The following is a 25332-nucleotide window of genomic DNA, read 5'->3' as shown; positions in this document are numbered from 1 at the left end:
CGCCGGTCTGACCACTGAAAATAACAATGCCGCGTCTCGACGCGGCATTTTCCATTTCAGGGGGCTGCGCGATAATGACCCGCCATGCCCAGCAACGGCGTCGTCGATTTGCCTGGTACGCGCGTTGCGCTTTCGTTGTCTGGCCATGATGGCCCCACCGTTTCCTGGTGGGCACTTTTATACCGCGGTACCTGCGAAGCGGGCCCGCGCATTGCGGCGTGGTTGCTATGTTTCTGTTCCGGATTGATCTGGCCCGCATGAAGTGGCGCCTTGGTTGTGCCCTGCTGGTGTTGGCCCTGCCCCTGGTGGTGGGAGGGTGGATGGTGCACGACAGCTACGAGCAGGAGCTGAAGAACGATGCCAGCGCGTCAGCCAGCAAGGCCAGAACCTTGCTGGAGCGCATGCTGGATCAGGCCGAGCGGGCCAACCTCGAGGTATTGCCGCTGGCCGGTCGACCTTGCAGCGACAACCTGTTGCTGCTGCGCAAGCGGGTGGCGCTGGAGCCTTTCCTGCGCTCCATCAATCTGGTGCGACAGGGGATCATCAACTGCACCTCGCTGTTCGGGCCTGCCAGGGAAGTGGATGACGGTTCCCGCTACACGGATCGCAAGTTGCTGCTGATGAGCGGCAACCTGGTGCGCAAGAATCACCCCTTGCTGGTGGTGCGTCAGGAGCGGGGGCGTGATGCGGCACTGAGCGCCATTGACAGCAGCCAGCTCAGCTTCATGCTCACCCTGAGCAGCGATCCCAGCGAGCTCTTCTTGCAGGTGGGGTCCGCCTGGCTCGATGAGTCCGGCCACTTCCAAAGCGATCCGCCGAAACTGCACAGCAAGTTTGCCCTGATACTCGCCTCCCAGCGTTATCCCTTCACCATCCACGCCGGTTATGCCATGCCGATCTACTGGCGTGCCCTGTGGGAGGCTCGCCATCTGCAGCTGATCTGGCTGGGAGCCAGTTCGCTGGTGCTCTCACTGCTGGTGTGGTGGCTGCTTGGGCGGCCAGGGGCCCTGACGGACGAGCTGAGGCGCGGGCTGCGAGCCAGGGAATTTGTCCCCTATCTGCAACCGCTGATCGCCAGCAAGGGCGGCAAGATGGTGGGGGCCGAGGTACTGATGCGCTGGCAACATGCCACCGAGGGGCTGATCCGTCCCGATCTCTTCATCCCCCAGGCGGAAGAGTCTGGCCTGATCGTGCCCATGACGGTCAACCTGATGAAGACGGTGGCCAAGACACTCCACCCGGTGCAGGAGCAGCTGCCCGAGGCATTTCACATCAGCTTCAACATCAGTGCCATCCACTGCCGGGACCTCTCCCTGGTGGCGGAGTGCCGCGACTTCCTCGGCCATTTCGTGCCGGGACGGGTGGTGCTGGTGCTGGAGCTCACGGAGCGGGAGCTGCTGGTGACCAGCCCGCAGACCCTCTCCCTGTTTCGCCAGCTCGACGAGATGGGGGTGCAGCTCGCCATCGATGACTTTGGCACCGGCCACTCCAGCCTCATCTATCTGCAGCAATTCCACGTGGACTATCTCAAGATCGACCGCTCCTTCATCGGCCGTATCGGGACGGAGTCCCTCTCCGAGCACATCGTGGACAACGTCATCGACCTCGGGGGACGGCTGGGGTTGTCCCTGGTGGCCGAAGGGGTGGAGACGGAGCAGCAGGCCGCCTATCTGAGAGGCAAGGGGGTCCAGTATCTGCAGGGATACCTGTTTGCCCGCCCCATGCCGATACGCCAGTTCTGCCGGGAGCTGACGGCGGGAGAGATACAGGTCGCCGCCGGGCGCACCGCCCAGGGCTAGGCCGCGCCCACCAGGCTGTGCAGCCAGTTCACCAGGGTGTCGTGGGGGCTGCCGGGTTCGGGAGGGGCGGGGGCGAGCAGGTGATAGCCGGTGCCGTCGGGGACGAAGCCGAGCGGTGCCACCAGCAGACCGGCCTCGATATCGTCGCACACCTGGCGGTAGGGGCCGATGGCGACTCCCAGCCCGGCGACTGCCGCCTGCAGGCTGAAATAGAAGTGCTCGAAGGTCTGACCCGGCACCTCCTCGTTGGCGGGCATGCCTGCGTGCTGCTGCCACTCCAACCAGGCGCCCGGACGGGTCTTGGTGTGCAGACGGGGGGCCGTTGGCCTGAGGGCCTGCACATCCCCCCTGGGTTCAAAAAACTGCGCCACCTTGCTCGGCGGGCAGACAGGGCCGGTCCGCTCTTCGAACAGCAACTGGCTGTAGAGCTCGGCAGGCCAGTGAAAGTCGTTGCGCCGGATGGCGAGATCGATGCCGCTGCCAAAGTTGAGGGCGCCACCCCCCGCCATCAGGTGTACGTCCAGCTCCGGGTGCAGGACCTGGAAGGCGGGCCAGCGCGGGATCAGCCAGCGCATCAGAAGGGTGGGTTCGCAGGAGAGCACCAGTGATTGAGGGCGGCTCTGCTGGCGCAGGGCCTGCGCCGTCTGGCGGATGCTGCCCAGCCCCTCTCTGACCGCCTGATAGAACCGTTCACCCGCGTCGGTCAGAAAGACCCGACGCTGGCGCCGCTCGAACAGCATGACCCCCAGATCCTCCTCGAGCAGTCGTACCGCCCGGCTGATGGCGCCATGGGTGAGATGCAGTTCGTCGGCGGCGCGGCCGAAATGCTCGGTGCGGGCCGCCACCTCGAAACAGCGCAGGGCGGTGAGGGAGGGAAGCGAGAGGGCTTTTTGTGAGTTTTTTTCACCATTCATGTCAGAAATCATCGTTCGTTATTGGTGTTATTGGCAAATAAAATAGCCGATATCCCCTCTAATCAGGACTCTTTTCATGACTGAACTGTTAGCCGTTGTCGCCATTACCCTCTTTGCCGTCATCAGCCCCGGACCCGACTTTGCCATGGTGTCGCGCAACAGCCTGCTGCTCTCGCGCCGCACCGGCGTGCTGACGGCGATCGGCATCGCGGCCGGGGTCTGCGTGCACGTGGCCTACACCCTGCTGGGGGTGGGCCTGCTGATCCAGCAATCCCTCTGGCTGTTCAACCTCATCAAGCTGGCGGGGGCCGCCTATCTCATCTTCCTCGGCATCAAGATGCTGCGGGCCAAACCGGCTGCCGATGAAGAGAGCATCTGTCAGCCTGCCCTCTCCAGTCTGGGTGCGCTGCGCACCGGATTTTTGACCAATGTGCTCAATCCCAAGACGACCATCTTCATCGTCAGCCTCTTCATGCAGGTGGTGCAGCCGCAGACGCCGCTGGTGGTCCAGATCGGCTATGGCGCCTTCATCGCGCTGGCGCACGCCCTCTGGTTTGGTGCGGTGGCGCTCTTCTTCTCCACCCCCGCGGTGCGGGACCGACTGCTGGCGGTACGCCACTGGATCGATCGGGTGTTCGGGGGCCTGCTGGTGGGATTCGGCATGTTGCTGGCATTGACCCAGCAGACGCGCTGAGGCGGGGAGGGGCGCTCCCCCTATCCAACCCCGACTGTAGGGTCTTGTTTTTCATGCCTTGGCTGCCACTTTTCGGTAGAATTGGCGCTCATTTTGAAGTCAGATGAGGCGCGGTATGACGGTCAGGTTCCAGGCATTTCACAGCATCAAGGCGATTGGCAATCGGGAGGTGCTGTTCAACTGGTCCAGAACCAACCCCCTCGGCGCCCTTGATCAGGTGTGGCGCCCGACGACCCGTGACGAGCTGCAGCAACTGCTGCGGGAATATCCCGAGCGCAAGCTGCGGCTCATCGGCTCCGGCCTCTCTTTCGAACCCATCCACAGCGTCTACGCCGAAGGCAGCCAGGCGCTGCTGGTGGACCTGCACCACCTGCGCGGCCAGCTGGACAAGACTGCCGATACGGTGACCTACCTGGCGGGGACGCCGCTTGATACCGTCTATGCCGACCTCATCGCCATGGATCGCATGCTGCCGGCGTCCCCCGGCGTCATCGGCATCCAGACCCTGGGCGGTGCGCTCAGCACCGGCACCCATGGGCAGGGATTGCACCAGTCCGCCCTGTGCGATGCGGTGGCTGCCCTGACCGTGATGCTGGCGAGCGGCGACATCATCCGTGTGGATCGCACCGATCCGCGCTTCGGCGCCTTCGTGATGGGCATGGGGATGCTCGGCATCCTGCTGGATGTGACCCTCAACACCGTGCCCAACCGCATCATGCGCTGCACCAAGTTCACCACCGACTACCCCTTCCTGCTGGAACACAACGAGCGCCTCAACCGGGAGCACGCCTTCGTGAAGAGCTGGTGGTTCGCCTGGACCGGCGAGAGCCACATCTGGCTGGTGGATCCCGCCTCCGATGACGAGGTGGCCCGCTACCGGGCCGGGGGCAGCGAGCCGCTGGTGCTGGAGGGAGACATGGACGAGCGCATGAACCTGGCGCTCAATGCCACCATAGACGCGACCCTGCAGAAGATGGCCAGAGACACCAAGGACGAGGCCAGGGCAGGCGAGCACTTCGAGACGGTTCGCCGCTTCAAGGACGCCTCGGATCTGGTGGGCAACGTCTACCAGATCCTCTGCAAGGGGATCCCTGCTCCCCAGATCAACTGCGAGGTGGCCGTGCCCCTCGAACGCATGGGGGAGGCCCTTGCAATCCTGCTGGCATGGCAGGAGGCGAACCCCGGCGTGCTGCACTACCCCTTCATCCTGCGCTGCACCGGTCCCTCCGTGGCCTGGCTCAGTGCCGCCCATGACAAGTCGGTGTGCTGGATAGGTTTTCTGGTCTATCTGGCGGCGGACGGGACCTTTGTCGGGGGCTCCATGGAGCAGATGCGCGAGTTGCAGCAACTGCTGGTGCCCCTCGGCGGCATTCCCCATTTCGGCAAGCACCTGGCGATGGACCTCTACGACTTCCCGGCCCTGTTGCCGCGCTGGCACGACTTCCTGGCCCTGAAGCGGGAGCTTGACCCCCATGGCCGTTTCGAAAACCGCTGGCTCGGCGACCTGTTCGCCAACCGGTAAGGATCTGACATGACCGATATGCAAGACACTCGCTTACTCATCCTCCTGCCGATCAGAGGGGGGGCAACCCGATGACAGACATGCAAGACACCCGCATCCCCGTGACCCTGCTGACCGGCTTTCTCGGCAGCGGCAAGACCACCTTGCTCAACCACTGGGTCAAGCAGCCCGAGCTCGGGGAGTGCGCCGTGCTCATCAACGAGTTCGGCTCCGTGGGGCTGGATCACCATCTGGTACAGCAGGTGGACGAGCAGGTGGTGCTGCTCGATTCCGGCTGCATCTGCTGCTCGGTGCAGGGCTCCCTGGTGGAGGCGCTGCAGGGGCTTTTCATGAAGGCCATCCAACGGAAAATCAAGCCCTTCAAACGGCTGATCATCGAAACCACGGGTCTGGCCGATCCGGCCCCCGTGCTGTTCACGTTGAGGGAAGAGGGCTTTATCGCCCAACGCTACCGCTTCGACGGCACCGTCACCGTGGTGGATGCCGGCCATATCGAGCAGCAGCTTGCGGCTCAATATGAGGCGGTCAAACAGGTGGCGCTGGCGGATCTGCTGGTGGTGAGCAAGGGCGATCTGGTGGATGAAGAGACCCTTGCTCGGGTGGAAGCCCAACTGGCGACCCTCAATCCGGCAGCTCCCATCCAGCGGGTCAGCAATGGGGTGCTCTCACCTGCGGTGCTGGAGAAGCTCGGCGCCTACAACGAGGCGGCGGGGCGCGACGTGCGCCAGTTGCTGGCCTGGCTGCGTACCGAATCCCCGAAACAGGGGCTGGCTTCGCCCATGCAGCCGAAGATGACGCCGTTTGCCGCCAAGGTGGGGACGGCCGCGCCCACCCGCTTCGAGCACGGCAATATCGAAAGTTTCTCCCTGCGCATCGGCGAGCCGCTCAAGCCTTCCCGCCTGCTGGCCGCCATCGACGCGGTGCAGGCACAATACGGCGATGCCCTGCTGCGTCTCAAGGGGATATTGCAACTGGAAGGGGAGAGCCAGCCCGTGGTGATCCACGGCGTGCACGGCCAGCTCTATCCGTTGCAGGCGCTGGGGGAGTGGCCCGAAGGCAAGGCCCAGTCCCGGCTGGTGTTCATCGTGAAGAGCCAGGACAGGGTAGGCATAGAGCAGTTGTTCCTCTCGACCCTCAATGCCCCCGAACCCAGTCTGGAAGAGCACCTCAAGGCCATGCTCGGCCAGCCGGATGCCTGATATGCTGATATGACCCGCGCTCGTGCGGGTCTTTTCTTATGTGATGAGGAGAGACAGAACCATGCCTGACAGCTCCCCGATGGTGACGCCCGCCCAGCGCAAATGGCTGCCCTGGCTGACGGCGGTCGGTTTTTTCATGCAGACTCTGGATGGCACCATCCTCAACACCGCCCTGCCCAGCATGGCCGAGGCCCTGGGCGAGAGTCCGCTGCAGATGCAGTCCGTCATCATCGCCTACATGCTGACGGTGGCCCTGCTCATTCCTGCCTCCGGCTGGCTGGCGGACAGATTCGGCACCCGCCGGGTCTATCTGGTCGCCATCCTGCTGTTTACCCTGGGTTCCCTGGCCTGTGCCATCGCCAACACTCTGCCCATGCTGGTGATCGCCCGGGTGTTGCAAGGGGTCGGGGGGGCCTTGCTGATGCCCATCGGGCGTCTGGCGGTGCTGCGGGTCTACAGCAAGCATGAGCTGCTGAGGGTGATGTCGTTCGTCACCATCCCCGGTCTGCTCGGCCCCCTCATCGGTCCGGCCCTGGGGGGCTGGCTGGTGGAGGTGGCGAGCTGGCACTGGGTCTTCCTCATCAACCTGCCGGTGGGCTTGCTCGGCTTCGTGGCGAGCTGGCACTTCATGCCCGACCTTCGCCAGCACACCGCCAGGTTTGACTGGCAGGGGTTTGTGCTGTTCAGTGTCGGCATGGTGCTGGTATCCGTCGGTCTGCAAGGCCTGGGGGAGCACAGCATCTCAACCGGCTGGGCCCTGTTTGCGGTATTGTTCGGTCTGGCCGCCATGGCGAGCTACTGGCTCTATGCCGCCACGGCGGAGCAGCCCCTGTTCAGTCTGGCGCTGTTCAAGACGTCCACCTTCGCCATCGGTATCTGGGGCAATCTGTTTGCCCGCCTCGGCAGCGGCGCCATGCCGTTTCTCACCCCGCTCTTCCTGCAACTGGGGCTCGGCTTCTCCCCGAGCAAGGCGGGGATGACCATGATCCCCACGGTGATCGGCGCCATGCTGACCAAGACGCTGGTGAACAAGCTCATTCCGCGCATCGGTTATCGCCGCATCCTGATCGGCAACACCCTGGCGCTCGGGGCCATGATCGCGAGCTTCTATTTCATCGACAACCAGGTGCCCCACGGCGTACTGCTGGTGTGGCTGGCGGTCTTTGGCGCCATCAACTCCCTGCAATTTTCCGCCATGAACACCCTGACCCTGCAGGATCTCAGCAGCGAGCACGCCAGCAGCGGCAACGGTCTGCTGTCGGTGGTGATGCAGCTCTCCATGAGCCTGGGGGTGGCCATCGCCGCCAGCCTGCTGGGGCTCTTCTCCATCGGCCAGCCCGAGGAGAGTGGCCGCTGGCTGGAGGGGTTCCACCTCACCTATCTGTGCATCGGCCTGATGTCCATGCTGGCGGCGCTGATCTTCGCCCAGCTGGCGCGGGAAAAGCGCTGAGTCCCAGGCTCAGGGGGCGGGCAGGTAGCTCACGTCGCAGGGCAATCGGGCCAGCAGTCCGGCCAGGTGGGTGGTCTCCAGCAGGAAAGTCTGCTCGGGGTGGCCCGGCGTCCAGGTAAAGGCGTGGTGATTCATGAGCACGGGATCCACCAGCAGAGGGATGTCGGCGCGGGGCAGGAAGGGGCACACGGCTCCCGGCAGGCAGCCAATCTCGGTCTGCATCTCGTCAGCGGTGCAGATGGAGGGTTTGGCACCGAGCGCCGCCTTGACCGCCTTGCTGTCGAGCCGGCCGTCCCTGTGGGTCAGCAGCAGGGCGAAGCGACCATCCTTGAATTTGAGGAAAAGGGTCTTGCTGAACTCGGCCTGCCAGCCGAGGCGAGCCTTGACCCGCTCGTCGGTGGCGTAATCGAGGATGGGTTCGTGCTCGAAGCGCTGGTGGGGCAGGTCGGTGAGCAACTGACGGTTGAAGTCGTGAATGGCATCGAGTGGCATGGGGTTCTCCTGTGATGGCGGTCATCCTGCCACTTGCACCGGCGCAGGCCCAATCACCGTTTCTTATCCGTCATCAGCGGAGTCATCAACAAGGGCACCCGAGGGTGCCCTTGTTGTTCAGTGATGCTGCAATTCGCCCGCTTTCCAGTGGAAGGGAATGGGGTCAAGGCGCTGGGAGGCTTTGTCGTAACCTGCCCACAGCTCAGCGATGGTGCGACCATCGATGGGATGGCGGAATGTGGGAGCCAGCTCCGCCAGCGGCCAGAGCACGAAGGCGTTGGTGAGGATCTCGCCGCGCGGCAGCACCAGCGGTGTCTCGCAGACCAGCTCGCCGTAGAGCAGCAGATCGAGATCCAGGGTGCGCGGGGCGAACTTCTTGGCATCCGGCTCGCGGCCGTGAGCGAACTCCATGGCGCGCAGCCGCTGGCACAGGGTCGCCAGGGGCAGCTCGGTATCGGCACCCACCACCAGGTTGTAGAAGGGGCGGCCGTTGAAGCCCACCGCCTCGCTTTCGAATACCCTGGAGACCTGCAACTCGCCGAATTCGGCGTGCAGGGCATCGAGGCCGGCGCGGATATGGCGTTCCCGATCGATGTTGGATCCCAGACTGATATAGATGCGGGTCATCAGTTGGCGCTCGCAGCCGGCGTGCGATGGCGCAGGATCTCGACCCCGACGCCTGCCGCATTGGGCACGGCACCCGGTTTGGTCAGGGTCACCTTGACCCACTGTACCCGCTCGTCTTCCAGCACCAGGGCGGCGACCTGCTCGGCCATGGTCTCGACCAGCTCCACTATCTTGCCCTGGGCGTGATCACAGATCTTGCGAGAGAGGGTGGCGTAATCCAGCGCCAGATTGATATCGTCGGTTGCGGCGGCTGGGCGGTTGTCAAACCCCATCTCGAGGTCGAAACAGAGCTTCTGGCGAATGCCCTTCTCCCACTCATATACCCCTATGGTGGTCAAAACCTCGAGTCCGCGAATAAACACCTTGTCCATGACAGTACTTCTTCTTTACTCTTGATGGGCTGTGAAAACAGCGCAGGGATGCAGGCCCGGCAAGCAGATTGCCGCTGGCGGCCGGTTTGGGCGACACGCTTTCGGGCAAGCCCGGGCCTGGGAATGTGGCCCGCATCATACCCCATTCATATCGTGGTAAAAACGACCAAGATGACGGCCCTGACGATTTTGATGATTATTCTGGCCTATCTGGGCGGCTCGCTGTCCAGTGCCGTGCTGGTTTCCCGCATCACGGGTCTGCCGGATCCCCGTGACCATGGTTCCCACAACCCGGGGGCGACCAATGTGTTGCGCCTCGGCGGCCGGATGGCGGCGCTGATCGTACTGCTTCTCGACGTGCTAAAGGGGATGGCCCCCGTCTACCTCGCCTGGTATCTGCAGATCAAGCCCGTCTACCTCGGCTTTATCGGGGTGGCCGCCTGTCTGGGCCACATGTACCCCCTCTTCTTCCACTTCCGTGGCGGCAAGGGCGTCGCCACCGCCCTCGGTACCATGCTGCCCATCGGCTTTGCCATGGGGGGCGCCGTCATCACCACCTGGTTGCTGGTGCTGCTGGTGAGCGGCTATTCGTCACTGGCGTCCATCGTGACCGTGTTGCTGACTCCGCTCTTTACCTATCTGCTCAAACCGGAATACACGTTGCCGGTCTCCCTGCTCTCCTGTCTCATCCTGATCCGTCATCACGAGAATATTACCCGCCTGCTCAAGGGGGAGGAGTCCCGCCTCTGGGGGCGCCGGGGAGCGGTCCCACCAGCAGAAGTGATGAAAATGGATGATGCTGCGCAAAAAAGAGACGAACGAGACGAAAAGTGAAATTTCCCGTTGACCACCTGCCCTAAAATCCGTTTAATAGCGCCCACGCCCAGATAGCTCAGTCGGTAGAGCAGGGGATTGAAAATCCCCGTGTCGGCGGTTCGATTCCGTCTCTGGGCACCATATTTTGGTGCCATGAAATAAAAACGTGTTCATGCACAATGGTTTGAAGTGTGCCGGCTTAGCTCAGTAGGTAGAGCAACTGACTTGTAATCAGTAGGTCACCAGTTCGATTCCGGTAGCCGGCACCATTTGCCCAGATAGCTCAGTCGGTAGAGCAGGGGATTGAAAATCCCCGTGTCGGCGGTTCGATTCCGTCTCTGGGCACCACGAATAATTCCTCCTTAGCTCAGTCGGTAGAGCGACGGACTGTTAATCCGCAGGTCGCTGGTTCGAGCCCAGCAGGAGGAGCCAAATAAAAAGCCCAGCAGCAATGCTGGGCTTTTTCTTTTCCCGTTTTTCGATGTTCCGCTTCCCGCTGTTCGAAAAGCGTCCTGTCCGGTGACAAAGCTGTCGCAGCGCCCCTCTTGAATCTTTCCTCCCAGTGACTTGGCCCGTCTGCCGAGTATGATGGCGTGGTGAGTCCCTATGCTGTGCCCGCCGGATCACCCTGTCGTGATCGACGCTTGCCGTCACCCCGGCCCGGCAAAACGGGATCGGTTTCTTGAGTGAGGTCATGCATGAATGCAACAGAGCTTTGGCAGCTTTCCCCCGAGCAATTCAACGAGTGGCGGCGTGAGAACGATTATCCCCGTATCTGGGCGCTGCTGGTGGCGTCGCTGCCCCATTTCGACGACTGGATGGCGGAGCAGAAGATAGAAAAAAGCGTGATCTTCCAGATCGGCATCGCCCGCTTCATCAGCTCCCGCTGCGTGCTGAGCCTTTGTGTCTACATGAGCGACGACAAGGTCCGCCTGTATGAGAGCGCCTCGAGTGCACTGGAATCCCTACGCAAGAGCGGCCTCATCCGCTCGGAGACCCGTTTCGAGCCTTACAGCATGTGGCTGGCGGGAAAACATGGCAATGACGAGGTGAAACGGGTGCAAAGCCTGCTCTCGGTCTCGGAGAACAACAAGGGGGAGGCCCAGGTGCTGGGCAAGCATCGTCTGCTCAACATCGGCGGTGTTGCCCTCAAAAGCCCCATCATCTCCGGCCGGTTGCTCGATTTTACCTGTCTCGACGAGCTCTCTCTCGATGGGGCCGTCAACAACTCCAAGGTTTATCTGTGGCACTGCTCGGCCAAGGGGGTCAGGGTCAATGGCGGGGTGATCGGGCTCGATCTGTTCGACTCCCTGCTGTGGGACCACAGGGCCTGGGCCAAGAAGCGGGAGCTGGCGCTGGAGGACGGGGTCTTTCAGGACTTCACCATAGAGTGCGAGGAGATCCGCTTCCACTCCTCCCGGGCGGTGCTGAAAAACTTCAGCGTCAGCGCCAAGAACTTCGATGCCACCATGGAGCACACCAACCTGGACAAGGTGGAGGTGGTCTACAACGACAATGGGCGGATCGACCACAATGAGGCGAGCAAACTCTATCGCAATGCCAAGCGCCTCTTCTCCAGCGTGGGTGACACCGTCGATGCCGGCGAGTGTTACTACAAGGAGAAGCTGCACGAGATGAAGTCCCTGGCGAGCCCGCGGGAGCTGTACCGGGAGCGCTGGTTGCGAAGCGGTCCGATGACGAAGTGCTGGCTCTCCCTGTTGTGCTATCTCAAGTGCGCGGGCAAGTTCATCAGCTTCATCACCTGGGGGTTTGGGGAGCGTCCCATCAGAAGCCTGCTGATGTCGATGGGGGTGATCCTGCTGGCGACCCTGACCTATTTCCTGGCACCGGAGTCTGCAACCCACGGCCATCTGGGGCGCTCCCTCTATTTCAGCATCGTCACCTTCGTGACCCTGGGTTATGGGGACATCTCCCAGACCTCCTCCCCGCTCCAGCTGCTGTCGGCCATCGAAGCCTTCTGCGGCATGTTCCTGACAGGTCTCTTCCTCGCGGGTTTTGCCTCGAAAACCAAGCAGTATTGACGGGAGTGCCGGCGGCGGGTGCCATCAGTGCCCGCCTCCGGTGCCCTCCTGCTGTCTTCCCATCCCTCCCGGCTGGCTCGGCGACCCTGCTTGACGCAGCGGCGGTGGAGCGACTTTATTTAAAGTCATCGCATGCCATGGCAAGCGATGGCGCCACCAGCGCCCGGACATGACGCAATCAGAGGAGAAAGCCCGGTATCGATCCGCCAACCACCGATGTAGAGAAGGAATAACGCTATGATATTGAATCACTTATGGGGATTGTATGCCCATCCCCACACCGAATGGCATACCATAGACGAGCGGCACGACAGCTTCAGAAACAGTCTGACCCACATCCTGCTCGTGGCCCTTATCCCTCCCATCTGCGCCTACTATTCCGCCGTTCACATCGGCTGGAGCATCGGGGTCGGTGATCCCATCACCCTGACCGCCAACAGCGCATTCAAGCTGTCGGTCGCCATGTACGTGACCCTCATCATCGGCGTGCTGGCACTCTCCTATCTGGTGCACTGGATGGGGCATACCTTCGGCTCGGATCCCAGCTACACGACCTCGCTGGAGCTGGCGGCCTACACCTCCACGCCACTCTTCATGGTGGGCTTCTCCGCTTTCTTCCCGCATCTCTGGTTCGTGATGCTCATCGGTTTGGTCGGGCTGACCTATTCCGTCTACCTGCTCTATATTGGCGTGCCCATCCTGATGCACATCACCAAGGAGCAGGGATTCATCTACGCCAGCTCAGTGGTGACGGTCGGCCTGGTGCTGCTGGTCTGCGTGCTGGCTGCCACGGCCATCCTGTGGGGATCCGGCTTCGGTCCCGTCTTCACCCAGTAGCCGTGCGTGCCGACGGCAACGACGACAAGGGCGCCTTGATGGCGCCCTTGTCGTTGATCTCTCGCCTGGTCGGCGTGTCTTTGCCAGACCCGGGAGGGAAGTCGTCTGCGTTGATCAGCGGGGATTGCCGCTGCCGATGCCGAACGGGATGCGATAATCGCTGCTCTGATCGCCGAGGCTGACGGTCAGGTTGCCCTGGGCGCGGCTCGGGATCTGTACCTGTTGGGTACCCATCAGGTTGGCGTGGACGGAGGCTACCAGATCACCGGATTCATCGCGCACCTCCAGCATGGGGTTGGCCTTGCCGGCCATGGCGGCGCTGGCATGCCAGTTCACGAACAGCACACCCGGGGTGGCGTTGAAGTCGGCGGGGACGGAAGCCTGGGCAACACCGGCACTCATCAGGCCTGCAACGGCCAGCATCTTGATCACGTTTTTCATGTTCATTCACTCTCTTGGTTTTTATGTCATTGGCAAGGCCTGACAGGCCTGCATCAATGCATCCTTGCAAGAGGTCATTCAAATGGTGTGTTGTTTTGTCACGGATGTTTGTCACCCATGTGTATGGGGGACTGCCATGAACGACCAGTTGTTTTGCGGCTTGGCGCTCCTGCCTAAGCGATGTGTGAATATTAAGCGCCTCACCCGGTCATTGTTAGCGAGATAAACTGGTCTACACGTTCAAAAAATATGAATGATGTTTTGTGGGGAGGAAGCAGGCCGGTTGGAGGGGCTTCACCCTTCCGGAGAGAGGTGCATGTCCCAGGCCTGACACCGGATTGTCACATCCGGTGCGTACTGTGCGGCTTCATTTTCACACTGGTTCAAGGATGACTATGTTTCGCATCTCTTCCCTTGCCGCCTGCGTGGCGGCCACCCTGCTGAGCGGCTGCCATTCGGGCAATGACTCCTCCTCGCCTGCCGTCGGCGACTATCAATACAGCACCAAGGCGGTCTATGCCGCCCGTCAGGCAATGAACAGCTATGAGGTTGCCCCTGAAGGCTTTAGTCCCGTCTTCACCGAACTGGTGGCACGCCACGGCTCCCGCTCGCTGTCCAGCCCCAAATACGATGTGCTGACCAAGCTGGTGTGGGAGGAGGCCGCGAGACAGGGGGCCTTGACCGAGCTGGGCCAACGGCTCGGCGCCAAGGTGGACGCCGTCACGGCCGCCAACCAGACCCTCGGCTATGGCCTGCTGAGTGCGCTCGGCAAGGAGGAGCACGCCAACCTGGCGACCCGGCTCGCCGAACGGCTGCCCACCCTGCTGACCACTGAATCGACTCCCCTCTGCCTCAAGGTCGAGACATCGGGCAAGGATCGCGCCAACGAAAGCGCCTACTTCTTCATGCAGAGCCTGGCCAAACGGGTCTCTCTGGTGGCGGACAGCCCCGACTGTTACGTAAGCCAGGAGAACCCTTCCGAGATCGACAAGGGGCTGCGCAACAAGTTCGAGCTCTACTTCCACAAGACCGAGCCGCAGGGGGAGTACACCCGGTATCTGCCCACCTTCCAGGCCTATCAGGCCTTTGTCGGGGACGAAGAGAACGGGGTGGCTCCCGCTCCCGAACTGACCGAGGCCCTCGATGCGCTCAAGGCCCTGCCCAGGACCCGAGTGATGGCCCGCGAGATGCTCGAGCGTCTCTACAGCAAGGCCTTCGTCGACGAGCTGGCCGCCGGGGTGGATTATGTGGCGGTGAATCCGGAGGATGGTGGCAAGACCCATGTGCGCGACGAGGTGGACGCCGCCCTCATGCTCTACAACCTCTTCATCATCGGCCCGGGGATGATCCGGGAGGCGCAGGCACAAGGCGGGTCCTGGGATCTCGAGCAGTTCATCACGCCAGAGGAGTCTGCCTGGTTCTCCTACCTTTCCGATGCCGAGGACTTCTACGAGAAGGGGCCGAGTCTTGCCAGCCAGAGCGCTACCTACGCTGTGGCCCAGCCCCTGCTTGACGGCCTCTTCAACGAGGTTCAGACCCAGGTGGTGGAAGAGGCGGGTGAGCATGTCGCCAAGCTGCGCTTCGCCCATGCGGAGACCCTGATCCCGCTGGCGGCCCTGATGAAGCTGGAAGGGAGCCGCCAGAGCGCCCAGCCCGGCGTGCTGATGAGCCAGGAAAACAACGAATGGCGTGGCGGCTGGGTCTCTCCCTATGCGGCCAATATCCAGTGGGATGTCTACCGCAACGAGGCCGGCCGGGTGCTGGTGAAGATGCTTTACAACGAGAAGGAGCTCGCCTTCAAGGCAGGTTGCGCCCCCATTGCGGTGGGCAGCTTCTTCTATGACTTCGGCGAGCTCAAACGCTGTTACGACTACTCGTCCTGACGCGCTCGTGCCATCCCCGGGGCCGGTCATCGCCGGCCCCGTTTTTTTGGTTCAGGCGGAGCCCGCTTGTCGACGACCCGCCTGCCAGGTGGTGCCCATGGAGGCGGCGATGATGGCGGCTATCCCGAGCCATTGGGACGGGGGCAACTGCTCCCCCAGCCATACCAGTCCCATCAAGGCTCCCATGGCCGGTTCACCGCTGGTGAGAATGCCGTAGCTCTTGAGGGGAAGGCGGCGCAGGGCAAACATCTCGAGAGAGTAGGGGATGGCGCTCGAGAGCAGCCCCACCCCGATGATGGTGAGGATCACGGGGACGGTGAATGACGCCTCGATCGCCCCCTCCAGCCCGAAGGGCAATACCAGCAGGGTGCCCACCCACATGCCCAGCGCCGGAGCCTGTGCGCCCAGCAAGGCTCCTGCCCGCTTTCCGGTGAGCATATAGAGCCCCCAGAAGAGGCCAGCCCCGAGAGCCAGTGCGGCCCCCAGGGGATCGATGGCCTGCTGTGTTGCCCGCAGGGGCAAGAGCAGCAGCAGCCCGGCGATGGCCAGTATCAGCCAGATGAAGTCTGCCCGGTGGCGTGAGGAGAGCAGGGCCACTGTCAGGGGGCCGATGAACTCGATGGCCAGGGCAACGCCGAGGGGAATGCGTGCGATGGCGAGATAGAAGAGCAGGTTCATGGCCCCAAGCGACAGGCCGTAGGGGATGGCGCCCAGCAGGGTGCGTCGGTCGAGGGGGGCACGCCAGATGCGAAACACCAGGGAGAGAAGGAGGGCGGCGCACCCCAGCCGGAACAGGGTCGTGCCTGCGGCTCCCAGCAGGGGAAACAGGGATTTGGCCAGGGAGGCGCCGAGGGTGATCGACAACATGGCGAGCAGGACGGCCAGAAGAGAGGAGAGGGCATTGGGATTGGGTTGCATGGTGTTCATACCGGGCAGGACGATGGGCAGTAAAATATATCTGGAGACTTGGGTAAAACCGGTCTAATACTGGCCTTGTGCGATAATTTTTATCTAATGAACCCCATGACCGACAAATTTGATCTGCTCATCCTCGCCGAGCTGCAACAGGATGCCCGTCTGCCCACGCCGGAGCTGGCCCACAGGGTCGGTCTTTCCGCCCCAGCCTGCTACCGCCGCGTCCGCGCCTTGCGGGAGTCCGGTCTCATCGAGCGGGAAGTGGCGCTGGTGGCACCGTCCACCATGGGCTGGCCCATCACCATGCTGGTGCTGGTGACCCTGGAGCGGGATCATGGCCGCATCGTCGATGAGATGATCGCCAGCCTGCAGCGGGAACCCGAGGTGATGGATCTCTGGTATGTGACGGGGGAGCAGGACTTCGTGCTGCAAGTGGCCGCCAGGGACATGCAAAGTTACGAGCAGTTCACCCGTCGGGTGCTCCATGCCAGGGACCAGGTGCGCAGTTTCAAGACTCTGGTGGTCATGGGACAGCACAAGCGTTGCGGCGCCTTGCTGCCCGGGTAAAGAGGGGGCTGCGCCGAAGCCTTGCCGGCATTGCGGGAGCGCCGTCAGGGAAACGAACAGGGGCAGGTACGGCCTGCCCCTTCTGTGTCAGCCAGGTGCCCCGGGCGCCAGCTCCTCTGCCGTCATGGGGCGCAAGACCCGGCAGGGATTGCCGACCGCCACCACGCCTGCCGGAATGTCTCTGGTGACAACGGACCCCGCCCCGATGACGCTGTTGTCCCCTATGGTGACGCCCGGGCAGATGACGACGCTGCCCCCAATCCAGACGTTGTTGCCGATGCGCACCGGCTTGCCGAACTCCACCCCCTTGATGCGAGGCGCTACCGCCACCGGGTGGGTAGCGGTGTAGATCTGCACTCCGGGGGCCAGCAGCACGTTGTCGCCTATGTGTACCTCGCACACATCCAGGATGGTGCAGTTGAAATTGGCGTAGAAATTCTCGCCGACAAAGATATTGGCGCCATAGTCGCAGAAGAAGGGGGGCGTGATGAAACAGCGTTCTGCGCGGCCACCCAGCAGGCGGGTGAGGCGCTCATCCCAGCCAGGGGCATCGGTTCGCTCCCGGTTCAGTTCTCCCAGCAGGGCGCGGCACTGCTCCCGCGCAGCCCGCAGTTCGGGGTCCCCTGCATCATAGGGCGCTCCCGCCACCATCTTCTGCCACTCGGGGCCACGCACGGCGGGCCGCTGCACTGTTGTTGCGTCAGTCATCATTGCTCCATCAGCCAGATCAGGGATTCGTAAGGGCGCAGCTTGCAGGATTGCGGGCGGGTCGGGCTATCCGGGTAGTTGCCAAGCAGCAGTCGCCCCTCCCCGCTTTGCAGCTCGGCAGGCAGGGCAAATTCCACCGGCTCGCCGTAGAAGTTGCTCACCACCAGCAGGGTCTGACCGTTGGCGCGGCGGACATAGGCCCAGATCTGCGGGTGCCCGGTCAGCAGCTCCTGATAATCCCCCTGGGTGAAGATGGGATGGCTCTTGCGCAGGGCGATGAGATCCCGATAGTGCCAGAACACCGAGTGCTGGTCGGCCAGCGCTGCCTCGGCGTTGATCTCGGAATAGTTGGCGGCAGGCTTGAGCCAGGGCGTCCCGCTGGTGAAACCGGCGTTGGAGGCGGCGCTCCACTGCATCGGAGTGCGCGAGTTGTCCCGGGACTTGGCGCCGAGAATGGCGAGGATCTCGGCCTCGCTCATCCCTTCCGCCTGCTTGATGGCGAAGATGTTGCGGCTCTCCACATCCTGATAGTCATCGATGCACTGATAGCCGGGGTTGGTCATGCCGATCTCCTCCCCCTGATAGATGTAGGGGGTGCCTTGCAGGCCGTGCAGCGTGCTGGCCAGCATCTTGGCGGCGACCACCCTATGCTCGCCCTCATCGCCGAAACGGGAGACGATGCGCGGCTGATCGTGGTTGCACCAGAACAGCGCCGACCACCCCTTGCCATGCATACCGCTCTGCCAGTGGTTGAAGATGCGCTTGAGTTCGAGGAAATCGAACGGGGCCTTGGTCCATTTGTCGCCGCCCGGGTAATCCACCTTGAGGTGATGGAAGTTGAACACCATGGAGAGCTCGGAACCATCGAGCGCGCCATAGCGCTGGCAGTGTTCCAGGCTGGTGGAAGACATCTCGCCCACCGTCATGGCGCCGACAGGAGCAAACACGTCGCGGCTCACATCCTGCAAAAATTCGTGGATGCGCGGCCCGTCGGTGTAGAAGCGGCGGCCATCCCCCACCTCGTCGTCAGGGAATGCCTGATCCTTGGAGATGAGGTTGATGACGTCGAGGCGGAAACCGTCGACCCCTTTTTTCGCCCAGAAATGGATGATCTTCTTCACCTCGGCGCGCACGGCCGGGTTTTCCCAGTTGAGATCCGCCTGCTCGCGGGCAAAGAGGTGCAGGTAGTACTGGCCGGTGGCCGGGTCCAGCTCCCAGGCGCTGCCGCCAAACTTGGATTGCCAGTTGTTGGGCACGCCGCCGTCTACCGGATCTTTCCAGATGTAGTAGTCGCGATAGGGGCTGTGCTTGTCCCCCAGCGCCGACTTGAACCAGGCATGCTCGGTGGAGGTGTGATTCACCACTATGTCCATCACGATGCGGATGCCGCGCGCATGGGCGGCGGCCAGGAGCGCTTCGAAATCGCTCATGGTGCCGTAGGCGGGATCTATGTTGAGGTAATCGGCGATGTCGTAGCCGTTGTCCACCTGGGGGGAGACGTAGACCGGGGTCAGCCAGAGGGCATCGACGCCGAGGGTCTTGAGGTAGTCGAGGCGGGCCATGATCCCCTTGAGATCACCGGTGCCACGGGCGCCGGAATCCTGAAAGCTTTTGGGGTAGATCTGGTAAATCACGGCGCTTTGCCACCAGGGTGTCTGTGTCATGGTTGGTTCGCTCATTGGTTGAAACCGGATTAGTTGGAACAGGGCAACGATAAAGGGCGGAGCCAGGGCTCCGCCGAGGTTGTGTGGATCAGGCCGTGGCCAGATCCAGCTTGCCGGCAGCCTGCTGGCGCTTGTAGACCAGCAGGGTCAGCAGGGCGGGGACCACGATGGCCACCAGCATGGCGATGGCGTAGATGCCCCAGTATTGCGGCTGGATGGAGAGGATGCCCGGCAGGCCGCCCACCCCGATGCCGTTGGCCATCACACCGGCGAAGCCGCAGATGAGAGCCGCACAGCTTGAGCCCACCATGGCGCACAGCATGGGGAACTTGTACTTGAGGTTGATGCCGTACATGGCCGGCTCGGTCACCCCGAGATAGGCGGAGATGGCGGCCGGGACCGAGATCTCCCGCTCGTTCTCCTTGCGGCTGATCAGGATGATGCCGACGACCGCAGACGCCTGGGCGATGTTGGAGAGGGCGATCAGCGGCCAGATGGGGGTGCCGCCCATGCTCTGCATCAGTTGCAGGTCCACCGCGTTGGTGGTGTGGTGGATGCCGGTGATGACCAGGGGCGCATAGAGGAAGCCGAACAGGGCGGCGCCGATGGGGGCAAACGAACCCGTCATGGCCGCCTTGGCGGCAAAGCCGACGCCGTCACCAATCCAGCGGCCGAACGGACCGATCAGGGCGTGGGCCACGATCACTGCCAGCAGCAGGGAGATGAAGGGCACAATCACCAGGTAGAGATAGGCCGGGATGATGCGCTTGAGGCTGGTTTCCACCCAGGCGAGGAAGACACCCGCCAGCAGGGCCGGAATGACCTGGGCCTGATACCCTACCTTCTGGATGACGAAGAGGCCGAAGTCCCACACTTCCGGGGTCTGCTGGCCGATGCCATAGGCGTTCATCAGTTGCGGCGACACCAGCGTGATACCCAGCACGATGCCGAGGATCTCGGAGCCGCCCATCTTCTTCACCGCAGACCAGCAGACACCCACCGGCAGGAAGTGGAAGATGGCTTCACCCAGCAGCCAGAGGAAGGCGTGCACCTGGGCCCAGAACTGGCTGATCTCGGTGAGGGTGTGGGTGCCGTCGTCGAACATCTTGATGTCGCCGATGACGTTGCGAAAGCCCAGGATCAGACCACCGGTGATGATGGCGGGCAGCAGGGGGACGAAGATCTCCGCCAGGTGGGAGATGCCGCGCTCCAACGGGTTCATGTTGTGGCGGGCGGCCTGTTTGGCGGCCTCCTTGCTGCCGCCGCTCACGCCGATCTCCTGGGTGAGCGCCTTGTACCACTGATCCACCTCGTTGCCGATCACCACCTGGAACTGGCCACCCTGGGTGAAGCTCCCCTTCACCGAAGGGATGGTCTCGATGGCCTTGGGATCGGCCTTGGCCGGATCGGCCAGCACGAACCTGAGCCGGGTCAGGCAGTGGCTGACAGTGGTGATGTTCTCTTTGCCGCCGATCCGCTCGATCAGCTGCGCCAGATGCTGTGTGTTGACTTTTGACATGAGCCTTCCCTCTGTGACTCCATGAATAATGGTCGTGTCTTTACCGGCTGGCCAAGGACCGCCCGTTTATTGGTATCGTTCCCAATCAGCATGAAGCCAGTGGCTGGCATCGGCAATGGGAACGTTCCCAATTCGTGGCGCTGGTCACAAAAAGCGCAAAACGCCGGGAATGGAGGAAAAGATAGACTACAGGGGCTGACAGGGGGCGATGGTAGCTCTGGGGGGCTGCCCCTCTTCAATCTGATCGAGCAGCTGTCTGGCGGCCAGTATACCGGCATCCTTGTAGCCGAAATCCAGGCTGAGGGTGTTGGCAAAGAGGAAAGTCAGCATGGGATTGCTGCCAAGGCCGCTCACCAGGATGTCGGTGCGACCCTGCTCCTGCAGGTATTTGGCGGCGCCGATGGCCAGGGTGTCGCTGGCACAGACCATGGCCTGGGTGGTGGGGGTGAGCAGCTTGGCCGCGAGCCGATAGCCGCTTTGCAGACCGAGATCCCCGAGGGCGCTGCGGGGCGTGCGCCCCTGTTCCCGACAGTAGTCGAGGTAAGCCTGATGCCGACGCAGCCCCGTGGTGAGATCGCTGCGTTCCACCCCGAGATAGGCGACCTCGGTCAGGCCACGCTCCCCGAGGTGGGCGAGCACGGCGCGCACCGCCCCGTCATCGTCGAAGCAGACCGACGAGAAGCCTGGGCGCTCGCGGGCCATCAGCACCAGTTTCTCCCTGAGCGGCGCCATGGCGGCATAGTCCAGATCGTTGAAGGCAAACAGGATGATGCCGTCCACCCCGCGCCGCTCCAGCACCGCCAGGTGCTCGCTCACCTTGGCGGGGGAGAACTTGCTCTCCATCAGCACGGCGTCGTAGCCACGCTGGTAGAGGGTCTCCAGCATGCCGCGCACCGCCTGGTTCTCGGAGCTGGAGTCGAGGCGCGACACCACGATGCCGACCACCTGCTGGCTCTGGCTGCGCATGGCCCGCGCCGATTTGCTCGGGACGAAACCGTGCTGGGCGATCACCGATTCGACCCTGGCCCTGGTCTGGGCATTGACCTTGGGATCCTGATTGAGCACCCGGGAGACGGTCGACTTGCCGACCCCGCTGAGGCGAGCGATATCGAGGATGGTCAGTTTCTTTTCCATGGGGGATCCGTGACAGGGGAGGGCGACAACCGGGATGCAGACATTGTTGTGATTAACTCCTGTGAATACAAGCCCATGGCGTTAGAATGCCCTTTCCCAGGCGACTTTCTTCGCCGTTGCACAGGACGCGCATCATGGATCTGTTGGCAAGTCTGCACTTCTCCCTCTCCATCACGGGCCCCATCTGTCTGGTGCTGGTACTCGGCATCTGGCTCAAGCGGCTGGGTCTTTTGCCCGACAGCTTCGTCGAGTCAGCCTCCCGTCTGGTGTTCCAGGTCACCCTGCCAGCGCTCTTGTTTCTGAGCATGGTGCGCACCGATTTTTCCACCATGCCGAGCCCCTGGCTCATCCTCTACGGCCTGCTCGGCACCCTCGCCGGTTTCCTGGTGCTGGAGGTACTGGCGGCCCGTTTCATCAGCGAGCAGAAATTGCGAGGCATCTTCGTGCAGGGCAGCTTTCGCGGCAACATGGGGATCATGGGGCTGGCCTATGTGCAAAACGCCTACGGCCCGGAGGGGATAGGGGCCGCCGCCCTGCTGGTGGGCTCCATCACTGTGCTCTACAACGTGCTCGCGGTGATCACCCTGACCCGCAGCCTGGGGGGCGGAAAGGGGCTCGCCCCCATACTCAAGGGGATCGTCAAAAACCCCCTCATCATCGCCATTCTGGCGGCCCTGCCCTTCGGTCTGCTCGGCATCGAACTGCCCCAGCTGGTCATCACCACGGGCAACTATTTCGCCAACATGACCCTGCCGCTGGCCCTGCTCTGCACCGGTGCCAGCCTCAACCTCAAGGCCCTGCGCGGCGGCGCCATGCTGACCGGCTGTGCCACGGTCAACCGGTTGTGCTGCATCCCCGTGCTGCTGGTGCTGGGGGCCTGGGCGCTCGGCTTCAGCCCTCAGGCCCTCGGCATCCTGTTTCTCATCAGCTCAACCCCCACCGCCGCCGCCAGCTATGTGATGACCCGTGCCATGGGGGGTGACAGTGCCCTCGCGGCCAACATCATCGCCACCACCACCCTGGGCTCGCTCGTCACCACCAGCCTGGGGGCCGCCCTGATGAACTACCTGGGACTGATGGGGTGATGGGGCGCCGCCATGATGCACGACCCGGGGTTGACGGGATCGGCATTCGCCCTTGACCTTGCCGGAGGCGGCAGCTTTAGGCTGATTGCACATCGACAGAGGAGAGAGCCCATGATCATCGAACTCACCGTTACCGGCATGTCCTGCGGCGGCTGCGCTGCCAGCCTGCAAAAGGCCCTGCTGGCTCAGCCGTCAGTCCGCACCGCCACGGTCGACTTTGCCAGCCGCAAGGCAGCCATCGAGAGCGAGCTGAGCAAAGCCGAGTTGATCGCCCTGATCGAGGCGAGAGGCTTTCAGGTAGAGTGAATTATCACTTAATTGGTATAAATCAGACTAATATTCTGTTTACTTCTTTTTATTGGTGAGAATGATCACTTAAATCCCGTTTAAAAAGAATAAAAATGCTGCAATTCCCTCATCCAAAAGGATTGCAGCATGACCCTTCCCATTCGCAAGACCCTGATCGCCGCCGTACTCGGCCTGACCCTCTCCCCCATGGCCATGGCGCTGCCCAGCGTGCACATTCTGGCCACCGGCGGCACCATCGCCGGGGCGGGCCAGTCTGCCACACAGTCCAACTACGAGGCCGGCAAGGTGGCCATCGAGACGCTGATCGCCGCCGTGCCCGAGATGAAAAACGTGGCCGACGTGCAGGGTGAGCAGGTGGTCAAGATCGGCTCCCAGGACATGAACGACGAGGTGTGGCTCACGCTCGCCAAGCGCGTCAACGCTCTGCTGGCCAGGGATGACGTGGACGGCATCGTCATCACCCATGGCACCGACACCATGGAGGAGACCGCCTACTTCCTCAATCTGACCGTCAAGAGCGACAAGCCGGTGGTGCTGGTGGGCGCCATGCGCCCCTCCACCGCCATGAGCGCCGACGGCCCCATGAACCTCTACAACGCCGTGGTGACTGCCTCCGACCCCGCCTCAAAGGGACGTGGCGTCATGGTGGCGATGAACGACACCGTGCTGGATGCCCGCGACGTCACCAAGACCAACACCACAGGAGTGCAGACCTTCGCTTCCCCCAACTTCGGCCCGCTCGGCTACATCCACAACGGCAAGATCGACTACCAGCGCAGCCCGGCCCGTCTGCATACCAGCAAGACCCCGTTCGACGTGAGCAAGCTCGACAAGCTGCCCCAGGTCGGCATCGTCTACAGCTACGCCAACGCCTCGGACCTGCCGGCCAAGGCCCTGGTGGATGCCAAGTTTGACGGCATCGTCAGCGCCGGGGTGGGCAACGGCAACCTCTACCACACCCTGTTCGACACCCTGGCCAAGGCGAGCAAGGACGGCATTCGCGTGGTGCGTTCCGCCCGCGTGCCGACCGGTTCCACCACCCTGGATGCCGAGATCGATGATGCCAAGTACGGCTTCGTCGCCGCCGAGACCCTCAACCCGCAGAAGGCGCGGGTGCTGCTGATGCTCGCCCTGACCCAGAGCAAGGATCCGGCCCAGATCCAGCGCTGGTTCCAGCAGTTCTAAGACCTCGGATCGGTCTGATTGACACTACCCCGTGAGATGAAGGGCAGGATAGGATCCTGCCCTTTCTTGTTGCGCCAGAGGCAGAGGTCGGTCCTCAGCTCATCATCAGCCAGCCGCAGAAACCCAGGTAAACCAGTCCCACCAGGGCGAGCCTGCCCGCCGTCATCCGCTCCCGACTGAACCCCCACCACAGCAGCGTGACCGCCAGCAGCGTCACCAGGGAGGAGGCCATCATGGTGCTGTCCAGCAGCCAGGGTGTGAACAGCAGGCAGAACGCCTTGGGAATGGTGCCCTGGATCATCATGGCGCCGGAGATATTGGCCAGCGCCAGCCGGTGTTTGCCCTGCCGCACCCAGATAAGCACGTTCATCAGCTCGGGCATTTCGGTGGCCACCGGGCTCAGCAGCAGGGCCGCCAGCACCGGAGAGAGACCGAACAGCTCGCCCATGTTCTCCAGCTGGTGAACGAACAGCTGGGCCGCCAGCGCCACCACACCGAGCGCCACCAGGGTTTGCAGCAGCACCTTGCCGAGCGCCGGGATCCTGGCGTGCGGATCCAGCTTGAGGGGGGAGGGCAATTCCGCATCGTGGCTGTCGGTCTGTTTCAGCTCACGTCGCACATAGAGGAGGTACATCAGCACGAACAGGGGGGCCAGCCAGGTTTTACCGGTGAAGGCCACCATGCCAAGCAGCACGGCCAGCAGGAAGATACCGGAAAACCAGACCTGATCGCGGCCTATTTCGCGCTGCACCTCGCCATTGATGGCTCTGTGCTCCCGGCTCATGCACAGCAGCAGGGTCACGCCAACGGCGGCATAGCCAAGGGTGGAGAGCACCAGGGGACCGCCGAGGGCCGCACCTATGCCTATCTGCTGCTGGGCGGGGGCATCCCCCATCAGCAGGGCGGTCAGGGTGACGATGCATTCGGGCAGGGCCGTGCCGAGGGCCGCCAGCAGAGAACCGGTGGCACTTTGGGACAGTTTGAAATGATGGCCGGTCCATTCGATGCCGTTGACGAAGTATTTGCAGGCCAGATAGATGGTGACGGCAGAGATCAGAAATAACAGCAGGGTGATCAGCATGATGAGTAACCGCCAGGCGAGCAGAACAACCGATGGACCCGATACGGCTCGCCTGGCTGGCGTGCATATCGAGGCCAA

24 protein-coding genes and 4 tRNA genes are annotated in these 25332 nt (G+C 62.7%); 17 read left to right on the top strand and 11 right to left on the bottom strand.

Annotated features, from left to right (window positions below; all coding sequences use genetic code 11):
* Positions 1-227: 227 nt before the first annotated feature.
* On the top strand, positions 228-1799 hold the full coding sequence (locus BGO64_RS15360) for an EAL domain-containing protein (protein WP_041213989.1): 1572 nt from the start codon (positions 228-230) through the stop codon (positions 1797-1799).
* Here the strand turns inward: BGO64_RS15360 and BGO64_RS15355 are convergent.
* Positions 1796-2713, bottom strand: a complete 918-nt coding sequence (locus BGO64_RS15355; RefSeq protein ID WP_286700963.1) for a LysR family transcriptional regulator — start codon at positions 2711-2713, stop codon at positions 1796-1798. The two genes, BGO64_RS15360 and BGO64_RS15355, sit on opposite strands and share 4 nt — an antisense overlap.
* Before the next feature lie 76 nt (positions 2714-2789).
* On the opposite strand from BGO64_RS15355, the gene BGO64_RS15350 reads away from it, so the two are divergent.
* From BGO64_RS15350 to mdtD, 4 genes are all read left to right on the top strand, one after another.
* Positions 2790-3407 carry a LysE family transporter gene (locus tag BGO64_RS15350; RefSeq protein WP_124813357.1) on the top strand — a complete coding sequence of 206 codons (618 nt, stop codon included), beginning with the start codon at positions 2790-2792 and terminating at the stop codon, positions 3405-3407.
* A 115-nt stretch (positions 3408-3522) separates the two neighbouring features.
* Positions 3523-4929: a D-arabinono-1,4-lactone oxidase gene (locus BGO64_RS15345; RefSeq protein ID WP_286700962.1), complete on the top strand. Its 1407-nt coding sequence runs from the start codon at positions 3523-3525 to the stop codon at positions 4927-4929.
* A gap of 71 nt (positions 4930-5000) precedes the next feature.
* Positions 5001-6128: a CobW family GTP-binding protein gene (locus BGO64_RS15340; RefSeq protein WP_286700961.1), complete on the top strand. Its 1128-nt coding sequence runs from the start codon at positions 5001-5003 to the stop codon at positions 6126-6128.
* Positions 6129-6189: 61 nt separating this feature from the next.
* The gene (mdtD, locus tag BGO64_RS15335) at positions 6190-7578 is read left to right on the top strand and encodes a multidrug transporter subunit MdtD (protein ID WP_010675801.1); all 1389 of its coding nucleotides are present in this window, start codon (positions 6190-6192) and stop codon (positions 7576-7578) included.
* Between the two features lie 9 nt (positions 7579-7587).
* On the opposite strand, the gene BGO64_RS15330 is transcribed toward mdtD, so the two are convergent.
* The 3 genes from BGO64_RS15330 to folB form a co-directional block, all read right to left on the bottom strand.
* Entirely contained in the window at positions 7588-8070 is a 483-nt protein-coding gene (locus BGO64_RS15330; protein ID WP_042864868.1) for a YbaK/EbsC family protein, read from the bottom strand.
* Between the two features lie 117 nt (positions 8071-8187).
* Positions 8188-8697, bottom strand: a complete 510-nt coding sequence (gene folK / locus BGO64_RS15325; protein ID WP_041213984.1) for a 2-amino-4-hydroxy-6-hydroxymethyldihydropteridine diphosphokinase — start codon at positions 8695-8697, stop codon at positions 8188-8190.
* Positions 8697-9068 carry a dihydroneopterin aldolase gene (folB, locus tag BGO64_RS15320; protein WP_010675798.1) on the bottom strand — a complete coding sequence of 124 codons (372 nt, stop codon included), beginning with the start codon at positions 9066-9068 and terminating at the stop codon, positions 8697-8699. The genes folK and folB overlap by 1 nt, the downstream gene beginning before the upstream one ends.
* 171 nt (positions 9069-9239) lie before the next feature.
* Here folB and plsY point away from each other — a divergent pair, with 171 nt between their 5' ends.
* From plsY to BGO64_RS15285, 7 genes are all read left to right on the top strand, one after another.
* On the top strand, positions 9240-9902 hold the full coding sequence (gene plsY / locus BGO64_RS15315; RefSeq protein WP_029314836.1) for a glycerol-3-phosphate 1-O-acyltransferase PlsY: 663 nt from the start codon (positions 9240-9242) through the stop codon (positions 9900-9902).
* A 47-nt stretch (positions 9903-9949) separates the two neighbouring features.
* Positions 9950-10025: transfer RNA gene (locus tag BGO64_RS15310), tRNA-Phe, on the top strand.
* 52 nt (positions 10026-10077) lie between these two features.
* Positions 10078-10153, top strand: a tRNA-Thr gene (locus BGO64_RS15305).
* A gap of 3 nt (positions 10154-10156) precedes the next feature.
* Positions 10157-10232: transfer RNA gene (locus BGO64_RS15300), tRNA-Phe, on the top strand.
* Positions 10233-10240: 8 nt separating this feature from the next.
* Positions 10241-10316: transfer RNA gene (locus tag BGO64_RS15295), tRNA-Asn, on the top strand.
* Positions 10317-10582: 266 nt separating this feature from the next.
* A complete protein-coding gene (locus BGO64_RS15290; RefSeq protein ID WP_104452217.1) occupies positions 10583-11926 on the top strand; it encodes a potassium channel family protein in 1344 nt (447 codons plus the stop codon).
* A gap of 237 nt (positions 11927-12163) precedes the next feature.
* Complete coding sequence (locus tag BGO64_RS15285; RefSeq protein ID WP_029314835.1) at positions 12164-12763, top strand: Yip1 family protein; 600 nt, start codon at positions 12164-12166, stop codon at positions 12761-12763.
* A 114-nt stretch (positions 12764-12877) separates the two neighbouring features.
* Here BGO64_RS15285 and BGO64_RS15280 read toward each other — a convergent pair whose 3' ends face one another.
* A complete protein-coding gene (locus BGO64_RS15280) occupies positions 12878-13210 on the bottom strand; it encodes a hypothetical protein (RefSeq protein WP_039039727.1) in 333 nt (110 codons plus the stop codon).
* A gap of 389 nt (positions 13211-13599) precedes the next feature.
* Here BGO64_RS15280 and BGO64_RS15275 point away from each other — a divergent pair, with 389 nt between their 5' ends.
* Positions 13600-15087, top strand: coding sequence for a histidine-type phosphatase (locus BGO64_RS15275; RefSeq protein ID WP_286700960.1), 1488 nt, complete (start codon positions 13600-13602; stop codon positions 15085-15087).
* Positions 15088-15138: 51 nt separating this feature from the next.
* On the opposite strand, the gene BGO64_RS15270 is transcribed toward BGO64_RS15275, so the two are convergent.
* Entirely contained in the window at positions 15139-16014 is an 876-nt protein-coding gene (locus tag BGO64_RS15270) for an EamA family transporter (RefSeq protein WP_039039725.1), read from the bottom strand.
* Positions 16015-16110: 96 nt separating this feature from the next.
* Here BGO64_RS15270 and BGO64_RS15265 point away from each other — a divergent pair, with 96 nt between their 5' ends.
* A complete protein-coding gene (locus tag BGO64_RS15265; RefSeq protein WP_039039724.1) occupies positions 16111-16569 on the top strand; it encodes an Lrp/AsnC family transcriptional regulator in 459 nt (152 codons plus the stop codon).
* An 87-nt stretch (positions 16570-16656) separates the two neighbouring features.
* Here BGO64_RS15265 and BGO64_RS15260 read toward each other — a convergent pair whose 3' ends face one another.
* From BGO64_RS15260 to treR, 4 genes are all read right to left on the bottom strand, one after another.
* Positions 16657-17277, bottom strand: a complete 621-nt coding sequence (locus BGO64_RS15260) for a sugar O-acetyltransferase (RefSeq protein WP_103243774.1) — start codon at positions 17275-17277, stop codon at positions 16657-16659.
* Positions 17277-18941, bottom strand: a complete 1665-nt coding sequence (gene treC / locus BGO64_RS15255) for an alpha,alpha-phosphotrehalase (RefSeq protein ID WP_286700959.1) — start codon at positions 18939-18941, stop codon at positions 17277-17279. Before treC ends, BGO64_RS15260 begins: the two co-directional genes overlap by 1 nt.
* An 88-nt stretch (positions 18942-19029) precedes the next feature.
* On the bottom strand, positions 19030-20460 hold the full coding sequence (treB, locus tag BGO64_RS15250) for a PTS trehalose transporter subunit IIBC (RefSeq protein ID WP_039039721.1): 1431 nt from the start codon (positions 20458-20460) through the stop codon (positions 19030-19032).
* Positions 20461-20646: 186 nt separating this feature from the next.
* Entirely contained in the window at positions 20647-21594 is a 948-nt protein-coding gene (treR, locus tag BGO64_RS15245; RefSeq protein WP_257707137.1) for a trehalose operon repressor TreR, read from the bottom strand.
* A gap of 134 nt (positions 21595-21728) precedes the next feature.
* Here treR and BGO64_RS15240 point away from each other — a divergent pair, with 134 nt between their 5' ends.
* The 3 genes from BGO64_RS15240 (at position 21729) to ansB (ending at position 24173) form a co-directional block, all read left to right on the top strand.
* Positions 21729-22679 carry an AEC family transporter gene (locus BGO64_RS15240; protein WP_286700958.1) on the top strand — a complete coding sequence of 317 codons (951 nt, stop codon included), beginning with the start codon at positions 21729-21731 and terminating at the stop codon, positions 22677-22679.
* Between the two features lie 111 nt (positions 22680-22790).
* The gene (locus BGO64_RS15235; protein WP_286700957.1) at positions 22791-22985 is read left to right on the top strand and encodes a heavy-metal-associated domain-containing protein; all 195 of its coding nucleotides are present in this window, start codon (positions 22791-22793) and stop codon (positions 22983-22985) included.
* 129 nt (positions 22986-23114) lie between these two features.
* A complete protein-coding gene (ansB, locus tag BGO64_RS15230; RefSeq protein ID WP_010675782.1) occupies positions 23115-24173 on the top strand; it encodes an L-asparaginase 2 in 1059 nt (352 codons plus the stop codon).
* 94 nt (positions 24174-24267) lie between these two features.
* Here the strand turns inward: ansB and BGO64_RS15225 are convergent, their stop codons facing one another.
* Positions 24268-25254: a sodium:calcium antiporter gene (locus BGO64_RS15225; RefSeq protein WP_286700956.1), complete on the bottom strand. Its 987-nt coding sequence runs from the start codon at positions 25252-25254 to the stop codon at positions 24268-24270.
* Positions 25255-25332: the final 78 nt, after the last annotated feature.

The sequence above is a fragment of the Aeromonas sp. 62-46 genome (assembly GCF_001898585.1).
Taxonomy (GTDB): domain Bacteria; phylum Pseudomonadota; class Gammaproteobacteria; order Enterobacterales; family Aeromonadaceae; genus Aeromonas; species Aeromonas caviae.
The sequence above is the reverse complement of the archived record's forward strand: the minus strand, read 5'-3'. Positions and strand labels throughout refer to the sequence as shown.

Coding starts and splice junctions, on each gene's coding strand:
- treC (WP_286700959.1), bottom strand. CDS start 18,941: ATGACACAGACACCCTGGTGGCAAAGCGCCGTGATTTACCAGATCTAC.
- BGO64_RS15240 (WP_286700958.1), top strand. CDS start 21,729: ATGGATCTGTTGGCAAGTCTGCACTTCTCCCTCTCCATCACGGGCCCC.
- BGO64_RS15345 (WP_286700962.1), top strand. CDS start 3,523: ATGACGGTCAGGTTCCAGGCATTTCACAGCATCAAGGCGATTGGCAAT.
- treB (WP_039039721.1), bottom strand. CDS start 20,460: ATGTCAAAAGTCAACACACAGCATCTGGCGCAGCTGATCGAGCGGATC.
- BGO64_RS15260 (WP_103243774.1), bottom strand. CDS start 17,277: ATGACTGACGCAACAACAGTGCAGCGGCCCGCCGTGCGTGGCCCCGAG.
- folK (WP_041213984.1), bottom strand. CDS start 8,697: ATGACCCGCATCTATATCAGTCTGGGATCCAACATCGATCGGGAACGC.
- BGO64_RS15355 (WP_286700963.1), bottom strand. CDS start 2,713: ATGAATGGTGAAAAAAACTCACAAAAAGCCCTCTCGCTTCCCTCCCTC.
- BGO64_RS15235 (WP_286700957.1), top strand. CDS start 22,791: ATGATCATCGAACTCACCGTTACCGGCATGTCCTGCGGCGGCTGCGCT.
- BGO64_RS15285 (WP_029314835.1), top strand. CDS start 12,164: ATGATATTGAATCACTTATGGGGATTGTATGCCCATCCCCACACCGAA.
- BGO64_RS15275 (WP_286700960.1), top strand. CDS start 13,600: ATGTTTCGCATCTCTTCCCTTGCCGCCTGCGTGGCGGCCACCCTGCTG.
- folB (WP_010675798.1), bottom strand. CDS start 9,068: ATGGACAAGGTGTTTATTCGCGGACTCGAGGTTTTGACCACCATAGGG.
- BGO64_RS15270 (WP_039039725.1), bottom strand. CDS start 16,014: ATGAACACCATGCAACCCAATCCCAATGCCCTCTCCTCTCTTCTGGCC.
- BGO64_RS15225 (WP_286700956.1), bottom strand. CDS start 25,254: ATGCTGATCACCCTGCTGTTATTTCTGATCTCTGCCGTCACCATCTAT.
- ansB (WP_010675782.1), top strand. CDS start 23,115: ATGACCCTTCCCATTCGCAAGACCCTGATCGCCGCCGTACTCGGCCTG.
- BGO64_RS15265 (WP_039039724.1), top strand. CDS start 16,111: ATGACCGACAAATTTGATCTGCTCATCCTCGCCGAGCTGCAACAGGAT.
- treR (WP_257707137.1), bottom strand. CDS start 21,594: ATGGAAAAGAAACTGACCATCCTCGATATCGCTCGCCTCAGCGGGGTC.
- mdtD (WP_010675801.1), top strand. CDS start 6,190: ATGCCTGACAGCTCCCCGATGGTGACGCCCGCCCAGCGCAAATGGCTG.
- BGO64_RS15350 (WP_124813357.1), top strand. CDS start 2,790: ATGACTGAACTGTTAGCCGTTGTCGCCATTACCCTCTTTGCCGTCATC.
- BGO64_RS15340 (WP_286700961.1), top strand. CDS start 5,001: ATGACAGACATGCAAGACACCCGCATCCCCGTGACCCTGCTGACCGGC.
- BGO64_RS15290 (WP_104452217.1), top strand. CDS start 10,583: ATGAATGCAACAGAGCTTTGGCAGCTTTCCCCCGAGCAATTCAACGAG.
- plsY (WP_029314836.1), top strand. CDS start 9,240: ATGACGGCCCTGACGATTTTGATGATTATTCTGGCCTATCTGGGCGGC.
- BGO64_RS15280 (WP_039039727.1), bottom strand. CDS start 13,210: ATGAACATGAAAAACGTGATCAAGATGCTGGCCGTTGCAGGCCTGATG.
- BGO64_RS15360 (WP_041213989.1), top strand. CDS start 228: ATGTTTCTGTTCCGGATTGATCTGGCCCGCATGAAGTGGCGCCTTGGT.
- BGO64_RS15330 (WP_042864868.1), bottom strand. CDS start 8,070: ATGCCACTCGATGCCATTCACGACTTCAACCGTCAGTTGCTCACCGAC.